The organism is Streptomyces sp. NPDC005402 (assembly GCF_040606575.1).
Classification (GTDB): Bacteria; Actinomycetota; Actinomycetes; order Streptomycetales; family Streptomycetaceae; genus Streptomyces.
The window spans coordinates 1-14,188 of the sequence record NZ_JBEXFB010000006.1 but is presented as its reverse complement, the minus strand read 5'-3'; the positions used below and the strand labels follow the sequence as shown (position 1 = coordinate 14,188).

12 protein-coding genes and 1 tRNA gene are annotated in these 14,188 nt (G+C 70.3%); 7 read left to right on the top strand and 6 right to left on the bottom strand.

The window, feature by feature from the left end; all coding sequences use genetic code 11:
- Window positions 1-7: 7 nt before the first annotated feature.
- Together orn and ABZT02_RS13040 are read left to right on the top strand one after the other, a co-directional pair.
- On the top strand, window positions 8-610 hold the full coding sequence (gene orn, locus ABZT02_RS13045; protein WP_037721863.1) for an oligoribonuclease: 603 nt from the start codon (window positions 8-10) through the stop codon (window positions 608-610).
- 77 nt (window positions 611-687) lie between these two features.
- Window positions 688-760, top strand: a tRNA-His gene (locus ABZT02_RS13040).
- A 51-nt stretch (window positions 761-811) separates the two neighbouring features.
- Here ABZT02_RS13040 and ABZT02_RS13035 read toward each other — a convergent pair.
- Window positions 812-1,687 carry a LysR family transcriptional regulator gene (locus ABZT02_RS13035; protein WP_356017174.1) on the bottom strand — a complete coding sequence of 292 codons (876 nt, stop codon included), beginning with the start codon at window positions 1,685-1,687 and terminating at the stop codon, window positions 812-814.
- 163 nt (window positions 1,688-1,850) lie between these two features.
- Here ABZT02_RS13035 and ABZT02_RS13030 point away from each other — a divergent pair, with 163 nt between their 5' ends.
- Window positions 1,851-2,747 (top strand): SDR family oxidoreductase, encoded by an 897-nt coding sequence (locus tag ABZT02_RS13030; RefSeq protein ID WP_356017172.1) that lies wholly within the window; start codon window positions 1,851-1,853, stop codon window positions 2,745-2,747.
- A 40-nt stretch (window positions 2,748-2,787) separates the two neighbouring features.
- Here ABZT02_RS13030 and ABZT02_RS13025 read toward each other — a convergent pair whose 3' ends face one another.
- Together ABZT02_RS13025 and ABZT02_RS13020 are read right to left on the bottom strand one after the other, a co-directional pair.
- Window positions 2,788-3,567, bottom strand: coding sequence for a serine/threonine protein kinase (locus ABZT02_RS13025; RefSeq protein WP_356017170.1), 780 nt, complete (start codon window positions 3,565-3,567; stop codon window positions 2,788-2,790).
- Between the two features lie 63 nt (window positions 3,568-3,630).
- Complete coding sequence (locus ABZT02_RS13020) at window positions 3,631-4,686, bottom strand: LacI family DNA-binding transcriptional regulator (RefSeq protein ID WP_356017168.1); 1,056 nt, start codon at window positions 4,684-4,686, stop codon at window positions 3,631-3,633.
- 354 nt (window positions 4,687-5,040) lie between these two features.
- Between ABZT02_RS13020 and ABZT02_RS13015 the strand changes: the two genes are divergently transcribed.
- From ABZT02_RS13015 to ABZT02_RS13000, 4 genes are all read left to right on the top strand, one after another.
- Window positions 5,041-6,366, top strand: coding sequence for an ABC transporter substrate-binding protein (locus ABZT02_RS13015; protein WP_356017166.1), 1,326 nt, complete (start codon window positions 5,041-5,043; stop codon window positions 6,364-6,366).
- Window positions 6,363-7,391: a sugar ABC transporter permease gene (locus tag ABZT02_RS13010; RefSeq protein ID WP_356017164.1), complete on the top strand. Its 1,029-nt coding sequence runs from the start codon at window positions 6,363-6,365 to the stop codon at window positions 7,389-7,391. The genes ABZT02_RS13015 and ABZT02_RS13010 overlap by 4 nt, the downstream gene beginning before the upstream one ends.
- Entirely contained in the window at window positions 7,388-8,293 is a 906-nt protein-coding gene (locus ABZT02_RS13005) for a carbohydrate ABC transporter permease (protein ID WP_356017162.1), read from the top strand. Before ABZT02_RS13010 ends, ABZT02_RS13005 begins: the two co-directional genes overlap by 4 nt.
- Window positions 8,294-8,416: 123 nt before the next feature.
- On the top strand, window positions 8,417-9,856 hold the full coding sequence (locus ABZT02_RS13000) for a GH1 family beta-glucosidase (protein WP_356017160.1): 1,440 nt from the start codon (window positions 8,417-8,419) through the stop codon (window positions 9,854-9,856).
- 149 nt (window positions 9,857-10,005) lie between these two features.
- Here ABZT02_RS13000 and ABZT02_RS12995 read toward each other — a convergent pair whose 3' ends face one another.
- The 3 genes from ABZT02_RS12995 to ABZT02_RS12985 all read right to left on the bottom strand — a co-directional run.
- Window positions 10,006-11,994, bottom strand: a complete 1,989-nt coding sequence (locus tag ABZT02_RS12995) for a beta-galactosidase (RefSeq protein ID WP_356017158.1) — start codon at window positions 11,992-11,994, stop codon at window positions 10,006-10,008.
- Window positions 11,991-13,304: a glycoside hydrolase family 36 protein gene (locus ABZT02_RS12990; protein ID WP_356017156.1), complete on the bottom strand. Its 1,314-nt coding sequence runs from the start codon at window positions 13,302-13,304 to the stop codon at window positions 11,991-11,993. Before ABZT02_RS12990 ends, ABZT02_RS12995 begins: the two co-directional genes overlap by 4 nt.
- Before the next feature lie 26 nt (window positions 13,305-13,330).
- A partial coding sequence (locus ABZT02_RS12985; RefSeq protein WP_356017154.1) for a carbohydrate ABC transporter permease occupies window positions 13,331-14,188 on the bottom strand: 858 nt, incomplete at its 5' end.

Here is a 14,188-nt window from a genome sequence, read left to right as displayed (position 1 = left end):
TGTTCGCATGAACGATCGCATGGTGTGGATCGACTGCGAGATGACCGGCCTCTCGCTGTCCGACGACGCGCTCATCGAGGTTGCCGCCCTCGTCACCGACTCCGAGCTCAACGTGCTCGGCGACGGTGTGGACATCGTCATCCGCCCGCCGGACCAGGCGCTGGAGACGATGCCGGAGGTGGTGCGTCAGATGCACACCGCGTCCGGGCTGCTCGAGGAGCTGTCCGGCGGCACCACCCTCGCCGACGCCGAGGAGCAGGTCCTCTCCTACGTCCGCGAGCACGTCAAGGAACCCGGCAAGGCCCCGCTGTGCGGCAACTCCGTCGGTACCGACCGCGGTTTCCTGCTGAGGGACATGCCCACCCTGGAGGACTACCTCCACTACCGGATCGTGGACGTCAGCTCCGTCAAGGAACTCGCCCGGCGCTGGTACCCGCGGGCCTACTTCAACAGCCCGGACAAGAACGGCAACCACCGCGCCCTCGCCGACATCCGCGAGTCCATCGCGGAGCTGCGTTACTACCGCGAGGCGATCTTCGTCCCGCAGCCCGGACCCGACTCCGACACCGCGAAGACGATCGCCGCGAAGCACGTGCTGCCGGCGCGGTAAAAGCCGGGCGCGAGCACCCCTTCAGACCCTGTACACTTTTTCTCGGCCGGTCGGAGAGATCCGAACAGCCGAACATGGTGGGTGTAGCTCAGTTGGTAGAGCACCTGGTTGTGGTCCAGGTGGCCGCGGGTTCAAGTCCCGTCACTCACCCTGATTCCTCAGCGGGTGACCTTGGAGACAAGGTCACCCGCTGAGGTCGTTTCAGGAGCCGGACGCCTTGAGCACGGTCCGCGCGGCCCTGCGGAAGGCCGCGACCAGTCGGCTCCGGTCCTCGGCGCGGGTCGCGAGGACCACATGGGCCGGCTCCACGCCGTGCAGCGGGACCGCGGTGACATCGGGGCGGAGTGCACCGGCCCGGGGCAACGCCGTGATGGCCAGGGCCTGTCCGGAGGCGACGAGTTCGAACTTGTCCTCCAGGGCGTCGGCCAGCGGCCCGTCGGGTGCCGGGCGGCCGTCCGGGCGGGGGTCGATGCGCCAGTACGCGTTCCACGCCGGGTCGGCCACCCGGACCAGCGGCTCGTCGGCGATGTCGTCGAGGGTGACGGACTCCTTGCCCGCGAGACGGTGGCCGACCGGGAGCACCAGCACCCGGGGCTCCTCGTAGAGGACCGTCACCTGCGCCCCCTCGGTCGGGAAGGGCAGCCGCGTCACCAGGACGTCGACCTTGAGCTCGGGCAGGACCGTCGTCCGCTCGGTCCAGTCGACGTGCGTGGTCCTGACGTCGGCGTCCGGGAGGCGTTCGCGCAGTGCGCGCACCGCCGGGGTGACGATGATCCCCGTCGTGTAGCCCACGGTGATCCGACTCGGCTCGGCGGCGGCCCGGGCAAGGCTCGCCGCCTGGGCCGCCGAACGCAGCAGTGCCTTCGCCCGGGGCAGGAAGACCTCCCCGGCCTCGGTGAGCCTGCTCCCCTGCGGGGTCCGCTCCAGCAGCCGCGCGCCCAGCTGCTGCTCAAGGCGCCGGATCTGCCGGCTCAGCGACGGCTGTGTGACGTGCAGCGCGTCGGCGGCCCGCCCGAAGTGCCGGTGCTCGGCGACGGCCGTGAAGTACCGGACCAGCCGGAGGTCGAGGTCGGTCATGCCTGAAGCGTACGTCGATGCCGACGGCTGTTTCTGGCCTGTAGCGCCTTTCACCTGCGGTGATGCCTGATCCGTATTGCGTCATACGAAACAGGCTTTGGACGGTCGCGGCCTCGCCTTCGCACCCTGAAGAGGCATTCACTCCTCACAACGAAGGATCACCATGCGTGTATTCGTCACCGGAGCGACCGGCTTCGTCGGTTCCGCCGTCACCCGTGAGCTCCTCGGCGCCGGGCACGAGGTCGTGGGCCTGGCCCGTTCGGACCGGTCCGCGCAGGCGCTCAAGGCCGTCGGAGCGGAGGTGCACCGCGGCGACCTGACCGACCTCGACAGTCTGCAACGGGGTGCCGAGGCGGCCGACGGCGTCGCCCACCTGGCCTTCATCCACGACTTCACCGACCTGGGCGCCTCGGGCGAGGCCGACCTCAGGGCGATCGAGGCCATCGGCGGGGTGCTCGAAGGCTCCGGCAAGCCCTTCGTGGTCACCTCGGGACTGCTGACCGCGCCGGGACGCCTCGGCACCGAGGAGGACCCGGCCGACCCCGCCTCCCCCGGTCATCACCGGCTCGCCTCGGAGGTCACGACGCTCGCGCTCGCCGAGCGCGGGGTGCGCTCGGTGGTGCTGCGGCTTCCCCCGAGTGTGCACGGCGAGGGCGACGCCGGCTTCGTGCCCATGTTCATCGACTTCGCGCGCGGCAAGGGCGTCTCCGCCATGGTGGGTGACGGCTCCAACCACTGGGCCGCCGTCCACCGGCTCGACGCGGCCCGGCTGTTCCGGCTGGCACTGGAACAGGCGCCGGCCGGCGTACGGCTGCACGCGATCGGGGACGAGGGGGTGCCGTTCCGCGAGATCGCCGAGACGATCGGACGGGGACTCGACGTGCCGGTCGCGAGCGTGGCCCCCGAGGAGGCGACGGACCACTTCGGCTGGCTCGGCCGGTTCGCCGCCATCGACATGCGGGCCTCGGGCGCACTCACGCAGAAGCTGCTCGGCTGGCGGCCGGAACAGCCCGCGCTGCTCCCGGACCTGGCGGCGGGCCACTACTTCGACAAGGCCTGAGTCACTCGGGTACGGCCTTCAGGCCGCCTGAGCCGCCGCGCTACGACACCGCCCGCCACGCCTCCACCAACTCCCGTACGCTGCCGAACCGTTCGCCCGATTCGGGACGCGTGGCCCGTTCGACGACCGCGAGCTGCGCGGGCGTACCGCGGAAGGCGTCCTCGCCGGGGCCGGCGTCCAGGAGGAGGCGGGCGGTGCGGCCGAGGACGTGGACGGTGGTGCGGGTGTCGATCGTGGCGCCGCGCCGCCACTCCTCGGGCGCCATGAAGCGGGTGGAGCCGGGGAGGCGGTCCTCGGTCAGGACGAACGGGCCCGGACGGTAGTCGTCGAGGTCGATCAGGCGGAGCTCGTGGGCGTCGAAGTCGTAGAGGAAGGCACCGTCGTAGAGGTCGACGGCGACCTGGCTCGCGGCCTCGACGACGAGGTGGGCGTCCAGGACCCGGTCCAGGGCGTGGTGGACGCGGTCGAGGGGCAGGGCCCGGAAGCGTGCGCGGGCCGTGGGGTCGTAGAGGATCTCGCCGTCGTGCCATGGCATGACGACGGCCGTACGGCGGTCTCCCACGGTGATCCGGTGCAACTGGGGGACGATCGCCGGATGCCGGACCGTCCCGTGGAAGGCCCAGGCGCGGTCGAGGGAGCGCCGGCCCCGGTCGGTGGTGGCCTCCTTCACGAACCAGCGGCTGCCGTCGGGGAGTCGGACGCCGTGGGAGAGGCAGCCGGAGTCCTGTTCGCGGAAGGAACGGAACACCTCGCCCACGCTCCATAGGTACGGCTCGGTCTCGGGGATGTCGTCGACGTCCAGCAGCGGATGGGCGGTCATGGGTGATCCTTGCGTTCAACCTCTTGATGCTGGTGTGGCTGATGGTCGTCCTCGCCGAAGAGGTCAGGACGAGGCTCGCGTCACCAGTTCCGTGGCCAGTACCACCTGGCGGCGCTCCAGTCCCCGGGACACCGCCGGGCGGCGGTCGGCGATCTCCGAGAGGAGGAGGTCGATCATGTGGCGGCCCATCTCCTCGATGGGCTGGCGGACGCTGGTGAGGGGCGGATCCATGTGGCGCGCTATGGCCGAGTCGTCGTAGCCGATCAGGGCCACGTCCGAGGGGATGCCGAGCCCCTCCTCGCGCAGCACCTGGCGGGCGCCGGCCGCCATGACGTCGGAGCCGGCGAAGACCGCGTCCAGGTCGGGGCGGCGGGCCAGCAGCTTCGTCATCGCCCGGCGGCCGCCCTCCTCCGTGAAGTCACCCGCCTCGATCAGCCGCTCGTCCACTTCGTGGCCCGCGTCGCGCAGCGCGTCCCGGTATCCGTCGACGCGCCGCTGGGCGCCGTAGACGTCGAGGCGGCCCGTGATGTGCGCGATCGTGCGGCGGCCGCCGGCCAGCAGGTGCTCCACGGCCGAGCGGCCGCCGCCGTAGTTGTCGGAGTCCACGGAGGGGAGCGTCTCCGCTGCCGAGCGCGGGCCGCTGATCACGGCCGGGATCTCCAGCTGGGCCAGCAGGTCGGGCAGCGGGTCGTCGGCGTGGACCGACACCAGCAGCACGCCGTCCACCCGGTGCGCGGCCAGGTACTGGGCCAGCCGGCGGCGTTCGCGGTCGCTACCCGCGAAGATCAGCAGGAGCTGCATCTCGGTTTCCGAGATCTCCGCGCCGACGCCCTTGAGCATGTCCGAGAAGTACGGCTCGGCGAAGAACCGCGTCTCCGGCTCGGGTACGACCAGCGCGATCGCGTCCGTACGGTTGGCCGCCAGGGCGCGTGCGGCCGTGTTCGGGACGTACCCGAGCTCCGCCACCGCCGCCTCGACCGCCGCCCGGGTGGCGTCACTGACCCGGGGCGAGCCGTTGATCACCCGGGAAACGGTGCCCCGGCCGACGCCGGCGCGCGCGGCGACCTCCTCGAGGGTGGGCCGGCCACCGCTCCGGCTCCGCGCTCCGTGGCTTGCCATGGGCTCCGCCTTCCCACCGTGTATCTAAGCTGGCCTGGAATTTAACAGTCCCGCGCAGGGACGTGACTGTCGCGGGGGCCACCGCCCCCCGCACCGCACGTCCACGAGCGCGAGCGACGGCCGTGCGAGCGGGTCCAGTTAACGGGCTGATAACTGAACGCATCTCTCCGCGTCGACTCCCTTGACACCCTCGCTCCGACCCGCGAACCTTCAACACATCACTTGTGGGAGCGCTCCCACGGTACCTGACACATAAATATCCCGCACGTTCCCCGCCCGAGCCGCAGCAAGAACTAACGGGTCCAACAACGCAGTTGGCCGGGGGGTCGGCACGTCAGGCAACAGGAGGACGCAATGCGCACGACTACCCGCCGGTCCCACCGGCTGTTGGCCCTGGCGGCCGTCGCCGCACTGACTACGGGAGTGCTGGCCGGATGCGCCGGCGACTCGGACGACGGCGACGACTCGTCGGGGTCGGGCAACAGCGGTGGCGGCAAGACCACACTGACCGTCGGCACCTTCGGGGTCTTCGGCTACAAGCAGGCCGGTCTGTACGACGAGTACACGAAGCTGCACCCCGACGTCACCATCAAGGAGAACGTCACCACCCGCACCGACGTCTACTGGCCGAAGGTCCTCACCCGGCTGCAGGCCGGCTCCGGCACCGACGACATCCAGGCCATCGAGGTCGGCAACATCACCGAGGCCGTGCAGACGCAGAGCTCCAAGTTCGTCGACCTCGGCAAGGACGTCGACAAGTCGCAGTGGCTGGACTGGAAGAACGCCCAGGCCACCACTCCTGACGGCAAGCTCATCGGGCTCGGCACCGACATCGGCCCGATGGCGATCTGCTACCGCAAGGACCTGTTCGAGAAGGCCGGTCTGGAGACCGACCGCACCAAGCTCGCCGCGCAGTGGAAGGGCGACTGGAACAAGTACGTCGACCTCGGCAAGCAGTACATGAAGAAGGCGCCGAGCGGCACCAAGTTCGTGGACTCGGCCTCCTCCGTCTACAACGCGGTCCTCAACGGTGAGAGCGAGCGCTACTACGACAAGAGCGGCAAGGTCGTCTGGGACAAGTCCAACGGTGTGAAGAACGCCTGGGACGTCGCGATGTCCGTGGCGACCAGCAACATGTCGGCGAAGCTCAAGCAGTTCGACAAGCCGTGGGACCAGGGCTACGCGAACGCCTCCTTCGCCACGGTGGCCTGCCCCGCCTGGATGATCGGTTACATCCAGGAGAAGTCCGGTGAGGCCGGCAAGGGCAAGTGGGACGTGGCGGCCGCGCCGACCGCGGGCAACTGGGGCGGTTCCTTCATCGGCGTGCCGACGGCGGGCAAGCACCAGAAGGAGGCCATAGCGCTGGCGAAGTGGCTGACCGCGCCGGAGCAGCAGGCGAAGGTCTTCGCCAAGCAGGCCAGCTTCCCGTCGACCCCGTCGGCGTACTCGACCCTGAAGCCGGCCACCGCCACCACGGAGTTCTTCAGCAACGCGCCGATCACGCAGATCTTCTCCGACTCGGCGAAGACGATCCCGGCGCAGGTCTTCGGTGTCAAGGACCAGCCGATCAACACCGCGCTGACCGACATCGGCATCCTCCAGGTCGAGCAGAAGGGCAAGTCGCCCGAGCAGGGCTGGGACGCTGCCACGAACGAGATCAAGGACGTGCTCGGCCAGTGACAAGTCCCAAGCAGGCACTCGCGCATCCCGCGTCGAGCGTCGAGGCCGCGTCCGGCTCCCAGCCGGGCGCGGCCCGGGGCGCTGACGGTCGCGGTACGCCGCCCGAGGGCAAGGACCCCTGGCGCAGCCGGCTGTACCGCTGGGACATGAAGGCGTCTCCGTACGTGTTCATCGCCCCCTTCTTCATCATCTTCGGGGCCTTCTCGCTGGTCCCGCTGCTGTACACGGCCTGGTACTCGCTGCACGACGTGCAGCTGTCCTCGCTGCACACCCAGACCTGGGCGGGTCTGGACAACTACCAGAACCTGCTGTCCTCGGACTTCTTCTGGAACGCCCTCAAGAACACCTTCACCATCGGTGTGATCTCGACCGTGCCGCAGCTGATGGCGGCGATCGGGCTGGCCCATCTGCTCAACTACCGGCTGCGCGGCTCGACCGTGTGGCGGGTCGTGATGCTGACCCCGTACGCCACCTCGGTGGCGGCGGCGACCCTCGTCTTCACGCTGCTGTACTCGTGGGACGGCGGCATGATCAACTGGCTGCTGGACTTCGTGGGCATCGACCCCATCAACTGGCGTGAGTCCGACTGGGGTTCGCAGTTCGCGGTGTCCTCGATCGTGGTCTGGCGGTGGACGGGCTACAACGCGCTGATCTACCTCGCGGCGATGCAGGCGATCCCGGCCGACCTGTACGAGTCGGCGGCGATCGACGGGGCCAACCGCTGGCAGCAGTTCATCCACGTGACGGTCCCGCAGCTTCGGCCCACCATCCTGTTCACGGTGGTCGTCTCCACCATCGGTGCGACCCAGCTCTTCGGTGAGCCCCTGCTGTTCGGCGGGGTGAGCGGTTCCAAGGGCGGCTCCGAGCACCAGTACCAGACGCTCGGCCTGTACATGTACGACCAGGGCTGGATCATCGGCAACCTCGGCAAGGCGTCCGCGATCGCCTGGTCGATGTTCCTGATCCTGTTGATCATCGCCGCGATCAATCTGCTGGTCACCCGACGTCTGAGGAAGTCCCAATGACCACCAGTGAACTGACACTGCCTCAGGCGAAGCCTCAGCCGGGGAAGAAGCGGGGCGCCTCCCGCCGGGTGATGGGCGCGGGCAAGCAGCTGCACGCGGGCCCGGTGACCTACCTCGTCCTGGCGGTCTTCGCGCTGGTCTCGCTGGCGCCCCTGGTGTGGACGGCGATCGCGGCCTCACGCACCGACCGCAGGCTCGCCGAGACGCCGCCGCCGCTGTGGTTCGGCGGGAACCTGTTCAAGAACATGCAGACCGCGTGGGACGAGGCAGGTCTCGGCACCGCGATGCTGAACAGCGTGATCGTGGCGGGCGCCATCACGATCAGCACGGTGCTGTTCTCCACGCTCGCCGGCTTCGCCTTCGCCAAGCTGCGGTTCAGGTTCTCGGGCTTTCTGCTGCTGCTGACGATCGGCACGATGATGATCCCGCCGCAGCTGGCGGTCGTACCGCTGTATCTGTGGATGGCGGACCTCGGCTGGTCGAACCAGCTCCAGACGGTCATCCTGCCCACCCTCGTCACGGCCTTCGGCACCTTCTTCATGCGGCAGTACCTGGTGCAGGCGCTGCCCACCGAGCTGATCGAGGCGGCCCGAGTGGACGGGGCGAGCAGCATCCGGGTGGTGTGGCACGTGGTCTTCCCGGCGGCGCGCCCTGCGATGGCCGTGCTCGGGCTGCTGACCTTCGTGTTCGCCTGGAACGACTTCCTGTGGCCGATCATCGCCCTGAACCAGCAGAACCCGACCGTGCAGGTCGCCCTCAACTCCCTCGGCACCGGCTATGTCCCCGACCAGGCCGTGATCATGGCGGGCGCGCTCCTCGGCACGCTGCCGCTGCTGATCGCCTTCCTCCTGTTCGGCAAGCAGATCGTGGGCGGCATCATGCAGGGCGCGATCAAGGGCTGACGCCCGCCGTACGGTTCCTCCCGCACGTCTCCTGGGGCCGGGCCGCCGCCGCTTCGGCCCCTGCCCCTCCCCTCCCCCCTCCATCAGTCGGTCTGTTCAACGACCCCCAATGGGAGCGCTTCCATGCCTGAGCCCGAATCGCCGGTGACCCCGGTGACCTTTCCCCCCGCCTTCCTGTGGGGAGCCGCGACCTCCGCCTACCAGATCGAGGGGGCGGTGCGGGAGGACGGCCGTACGCCCTCCATCTGGGACACCTTCAGCCACACCCCGGGCAAGACGGCCGGCGGCGAGCACGGTGACATCGCTGTCGACCACTACCACCGCTACCGCGACGACGTGGCGCTCATGGCCGACCTGGGCCTGACGGCGTACCGCTTCTCGGTCTCCTGGTCCCGGGTGCAGCCGACCGGCCGCGGCCCCGCGGTCCAGCGGGGTCTGGACTTCTACCGCCGGCTGGTGGACGAGCTCCTCGCGCACGGCATCAAGCCGGCCGTGACGCTCTACCACTGGGACCTGCCCCAGGAGCTGGAGGACGCGGGCGGCTGGCCGGAGCGCGACACGGCGTACCGCTTCGCGGAGTACGCGCAGATCGTCGGGGAGGCGCTCGGCGACCGGGTGGAGCAGTGGATCACCCTCAACGAGCCGTGGTGCGCGGCCTTCCTGGGCTATGCCTCGGGAGTGCACGCGCCGGGCCGTACGGACCCCGCCGCCTCACTGAAGGCGGCCCACACGCTGAACCTGGCGCACGGGCTGGGCACTTCTGCCCTGCGCGCCTCGATGCCGGCCCGTAACTCGGTGGCGCTCAGCCTCAACTCCTCGGTGGTCAGGCCCTTCTCGCAGGACGCGGCGGACCTGGCGGCGGCGCAGAAGATCGACGACCTGGCCAACGGCGTCTTCCACGGGCCGATCCTGCACGGGGCGTATCCGCAGACGCTGTTCACGGCGACGGAGCTGATCACGGACTGGTCGTTCGTCGAGGACGGCGACCTCGCCCTGATCAACCAGCCGCTCGACGCGCTGGGCCTCAACTACTACACGCCCGCACTGGTCTCGTCCGCCGACGCGGACACCAGCGGGCCGCGCGCCGACGGTCACGGCAGCAGCGCGCACTCCCCGTGGCCGGGCGCGGACGACGTCACGTTCCACCAGACGCCGGGCGAGCGCACCGAGATGGGCTGGACGATCGACCCGACGGGCCTGCACGACCTGATCATGCGCTACACGCGCGAGGCCCCGGGTCTGCCGCTGTACATCACGGAGAACGGCGCGGCCTACGACGACAAGCCCGACCCCGACGGCCGCGTCCACGACCCCGAGCGGATCTCCTACCTGCACGGTCACCTCGCCGCGGTCCGCCGCGCGATCGCCGACGGCGCGGACGTCCGCGGCTACTACCTGTGGTCCCTGCTGGACAACTTCGAGTGGGCGTACGGCTACGAGAAGCGCTTCGGCGCGGTCTACGTCGACTACGCGACGCTGGAACGGACACCCAAGTCCAGTGCCCTCTGGTACGGCCGGGCCGCACGCACGGGCACGCTCCCGGAGGTCCACAGCATCCAGTAGCCACCACGGAGACGGGGGACGGGGAAGGGGCGCGGCATCCGAGGGGGGTGCCGCGCCCCGCCGCGTCTCACCGCAGCGACGTCACCGCCAGCACCGCGACCAGTGCCACCAGGAGGGCAGGAGCGGCCCGCCCGGTGGGCAAGGTCGTCTCAGTGTGATTCCCGTACGACCGCCACATCGCCCGGCGCCACCGTCACCCGGCCGCCGTCGATGCCCTTGCCGCTCAGCAACTCGGTTGCCCGGGAGGCCACTTGCACCTCGGCGTCCCGTTCACCGTGGTTGATCAGGAAGAGATAGTCGGCCTCCTCGCCCCGCCGCAGCACCGCCTCCACGCCCTCCGGCGTCTCCCGCACCGGCGCCACGCCCGCCTCCGTGCGGATGCGGTCCAGCAGAGTCGCCAGCGTCGACGGGTCCGGGTGGGTGGCCAGGTACCAGGCGACGCCCTCGCCGTAGGTGTGCCGGGTCACCGCCGGGACTCCGGTCAGCGGGCCCGAGGTGTACGAGGTCACGACCTCCGCGCCGGCCGGCCGTACCCGCTCCGACCACAGGGACGCCGTGCCCCCGCCGCTCAGCCCCAGGGACTCCCCCGGCAGCAGCGGGAACAGTTCGTCCGTGGTGACGCCGAGTGCCTCGCGGAAGGCGCCCGGGTAACCGCCCAGGCGGACATGGCAGTTGGCGTCGACGGCCCCGCTGTGGAAGCCGACGACCAGCGTGCCGCCGCCGGACGCGAAGCCCGTCAGGTTCTGCGCGCCCTCGTCGTCGACCAGATAGAGGGCGGGGGCGAGGACGAGCCGGTACCGCGACAGGTCCGCCGAGGGGTGCACGAAGTCCACCGCCACGCCGGAGCGCCACAGCGGCTCGTACCAGGAGCGGACCAGGTCCAGGTAGCGGACCGACTCGCTGGGCTGGGAGGGGAGTTCCAGGGCCCAGCGGGCGTTCCAGTCCCAGACGACGGCGACCGGGGCGGGGCTCGTGCTGCCCCGCACCTCCGCCAGCGCCTTCAGCTCCGCGCCCAACGCGACCACGTCACGCCAGATCTGGCTGTCCGTGCCCGCGTGCGGCAGCATCGCCGAGTGCCACTGTTCGGCGCCCGCCTTCGCGGCCCGCCACTGGAAGTAGGCGATGCCGTCGGCGCCGCGGGCGACGTGCGCGAGGGCGTTGCGGCGCAACTCCCCCGCTGTCTTGGCCCGGTTGACCGGCTGCCAGTTCACCGCGCCCGTCGAGTGCTCCATCAGCAGCCACGGGCCGCCCGCCAGCGAGCGGACCAGGTCGCCGCTGAGCGCGATGTCGATCTCCGACTCGGGGTCCGTCGACCTCAGATAGTGGTCGTTGGAGACGACGTCCAGCTCCGGTGCCCAGCGCCAGTAGTCCAGCGCGTCGAAGTTGTACATCACCATGAAGTTGGTGGTGGCCGGCACCGAGGGAGCGGCCTCCCGCAGCACCTCGCGCTCCGCCGTGCACAGCGCCAGCAGCTCGTCGCTGCAGAAGCGCCGCCAGTCCAGCTGGTGGGTCGGGTTGGGCACGGCCCCGGTGGCGCGGGGCGGGATGATCTCGTCCCAGTCGTAGTACCACTGGCTCCAGAAGGTCGTGCCCCAGGCGTGGTTGAGCGCGGCCAGGTCGTCGTACTTCGCCCGCAGCCAACGCCGGAAGGCGTCCGCGCTCAGCTCGCAGTAGCACTCCGCGTTGTGGCAGCCGTACTCGTTGTGGACGTGCCACATCACGACCGCCGGGTGGTCGGCGTACCGCTCCCCGAGCACCCGGGCGATCCGCAGGGCCGCCTCCCGGTAGGCGGGGCTGGAGGGGCAGAACGTCTGGCGGCTGCCGTACGACAGTCTCCTGCCGTCCTTGTCGACCGGCAGCGCCTCCGGGTGCTCGCGGAAGAACCAGGCCGGCGGGGCCGCGGTCGGGGTGGCCAGGTCGGCGGCGATGCCGTTCTCGTGGAGCAGGGCGAGGATCCTGTCGAGGCGCGAGAAGTCGTACTCGCCCTCGCGGGGTTCGAGGAGCGCCCACGCGAAGATGTTGACGCTGACCATGTTGACGCCCGCCTCGCGCATGAGGCGTACGTCCTCGGCCCAGACCTCCTCGGGCCACTGCTCGGGGTTGTAGTCGCCGCCGTAGGCGATGCCTTCCGCGATCATCGGACGTCACCGCCGAGCAGGCGGCGGGTCGTCTCCACGCCCCACTGGTCCAGGGACAGCAGGCGGTCGCTCGACGCCATCAGGCCGCCGGTCGCCTCCACGTGGGCCGCCCAGCGCTCGCGGGTCTCCACGGCCGGGCGGGCCATCAGGCAGTCGGGGTCGTTGACCCACAGCCGGCCGTGCTGCCACTGGCGGCCGGCGCCCGTGAACTCGGCCGGGTCCTGGCCCGGCTGGCTGTAGTCGTCGGCCTCGGGGCGGCGATGGGGGGCCGTGTCGGGGCTGACCCGCATCGCGTCGAACAGACCGATGGAGGGCAGCACGGGCGCCCCGCAGCCGAGCAGGTAGGCGTCCTCGCCGATGGCCTCGCGGATCAGCTCGATGCCCGCGCGGTACGCCGTGAGCGCGTCCACGGAGGAGTGCCGCACGCCTTCCAGCGCACCCGCGTACAGGAAGTCGGCCTTGAAGTAGTCGTAGCCCTCGGACACCAGCGTCCTGAAGACCGACGCCAGGTACTGGGCCGCCTCGGGGTGGGTGGTGTCCAGGACGCACAGGTCGTGGCCCCAGTTGCGGCCGGCGTGCAGGAAGCCTCCGTCGAGGTCCTCGACCAGCCAGTCGGGATGCTCGGCGGCCAGGTCACTGGCCGGGTCGACCAGGAAGGGGGCCGTCCAGATGCCGGCGCGGCGGCCCCGGGCCCGGATCGCGTCGGCGATGCCCGCGCGGGAGCGGAAGCGGCCGGAGAGGGTGAGCCAGTCGCCGAGGGCCTTCTGGTAGCCGTCGTCGATCTGGACGACGTCGACGGGCAGGTCGAGGGTGTCCATCGCACGGAGGTTCTCGTGGATGTCGTCCTCGGTGACGCTGGTGAAGTACTCGTACCAGGAGCACCAGACGGTGGGCGCCGGGCGCGGGGCCGCGACCCCGAGTCCGGCGGCCCACTCGGCCAGCACCGACGGGATGTCGGTGCCCGTGAACTCCTTCACCGGGCCGTCGGCCGAGACCTCCGCCACGGAGCCCTCGGCGACCAGACGGATCGACGGCACCTCGTGCAGCGGATCCGGCGCCCCCCACAGCCGTACCGGCGATCCGTCCCCCGGGTCGAGCGCCAGCAGGCCCTCGCCCTGGAAGGCGCCCTCGGGGACGGTGACGCCCGGCCGGTAGCAGACCGTCGCCCAGTTGTCGTTCGTCGGGCGGTACGGCTTGTCGCCGAGGGCGTACGCGCCGCTGGGGCTCCAGGACTGCCAGCCCTCCTCGTGGACGCGGGCCCTGACGGGATCCACGGGCACGGAGGCGAGCGGGGTGAAGGGGTGGGGCACGGTGGTTCTCTCTCAGGTGCGGGCGGTCAGCCCTTGTTGGCGCCGAGGGTCAGTCCGCTGACGAACTGGCGCTGGAGCACGAAGTACACGATCAGCGTGGGGATCGCGGTGAGCAGGGCGCCGGCGGCGACCAGGTTGGGGTCGGTGAAGTACTGGCCGGAGAGGTTGTTGAGCGCCGAGGTGATCGGCATGTTCTCGCCGGTGGAGATCAGCACGATGGCCCAGAAGAAGTCGTTGTAGATCCAGATGGACAACAACGTGCCCAGTGCCGCCATGGCGGGCTTGCACAGGGGCAGCACGATCTGCCAGTACATCCGCCACACCGAGGCGCCGTCGACCAGGGCGGCCTCGGTCAGCTCGTGGGGGAGCATCCGCATGTAGTTGCTGAGGACGAAGGCGCAGAACCCGGACTGGAAGGCCACGTGGATGAGGACCAGGCCGAGCGCGGAGTCGTAGAGCTTGCCGCTCATGGTGATGCCGGGCAGGTCGATGAGCAGGTACAGGCGGTACAGCGGGGTGATGATGACCTGCTGCGGGAGCAGGTTGCCGGCGGTGAAGACCAGCAGCAGGGCGATGTTGAGGCGGAAGTCGAAGCGCGAGACGTAGAAGGCGACCATCGACGACAGCACCAGGGTGATCAGCACGGCCGGGACCGCGATGAGCAGGGTGTTGCCGAAGTAGTGCAGCATGTCGGACTGCTGGAACGCGTTCTTGAAGTTGTCGAAGTTCAGCGTGTCCGGCCAGGACACATAGCCCTTGTTGCTGGTCTCCGAGTACGGCCGCAGGGCCGCGAGGACCGCCCACAGCAGCGGCGCCAGCCAGGCCAGCGCGGTGCCGGCGAGGAAGACGTGCAGCAGGACCCGGGCCGGGCGCACCGGCGTGCG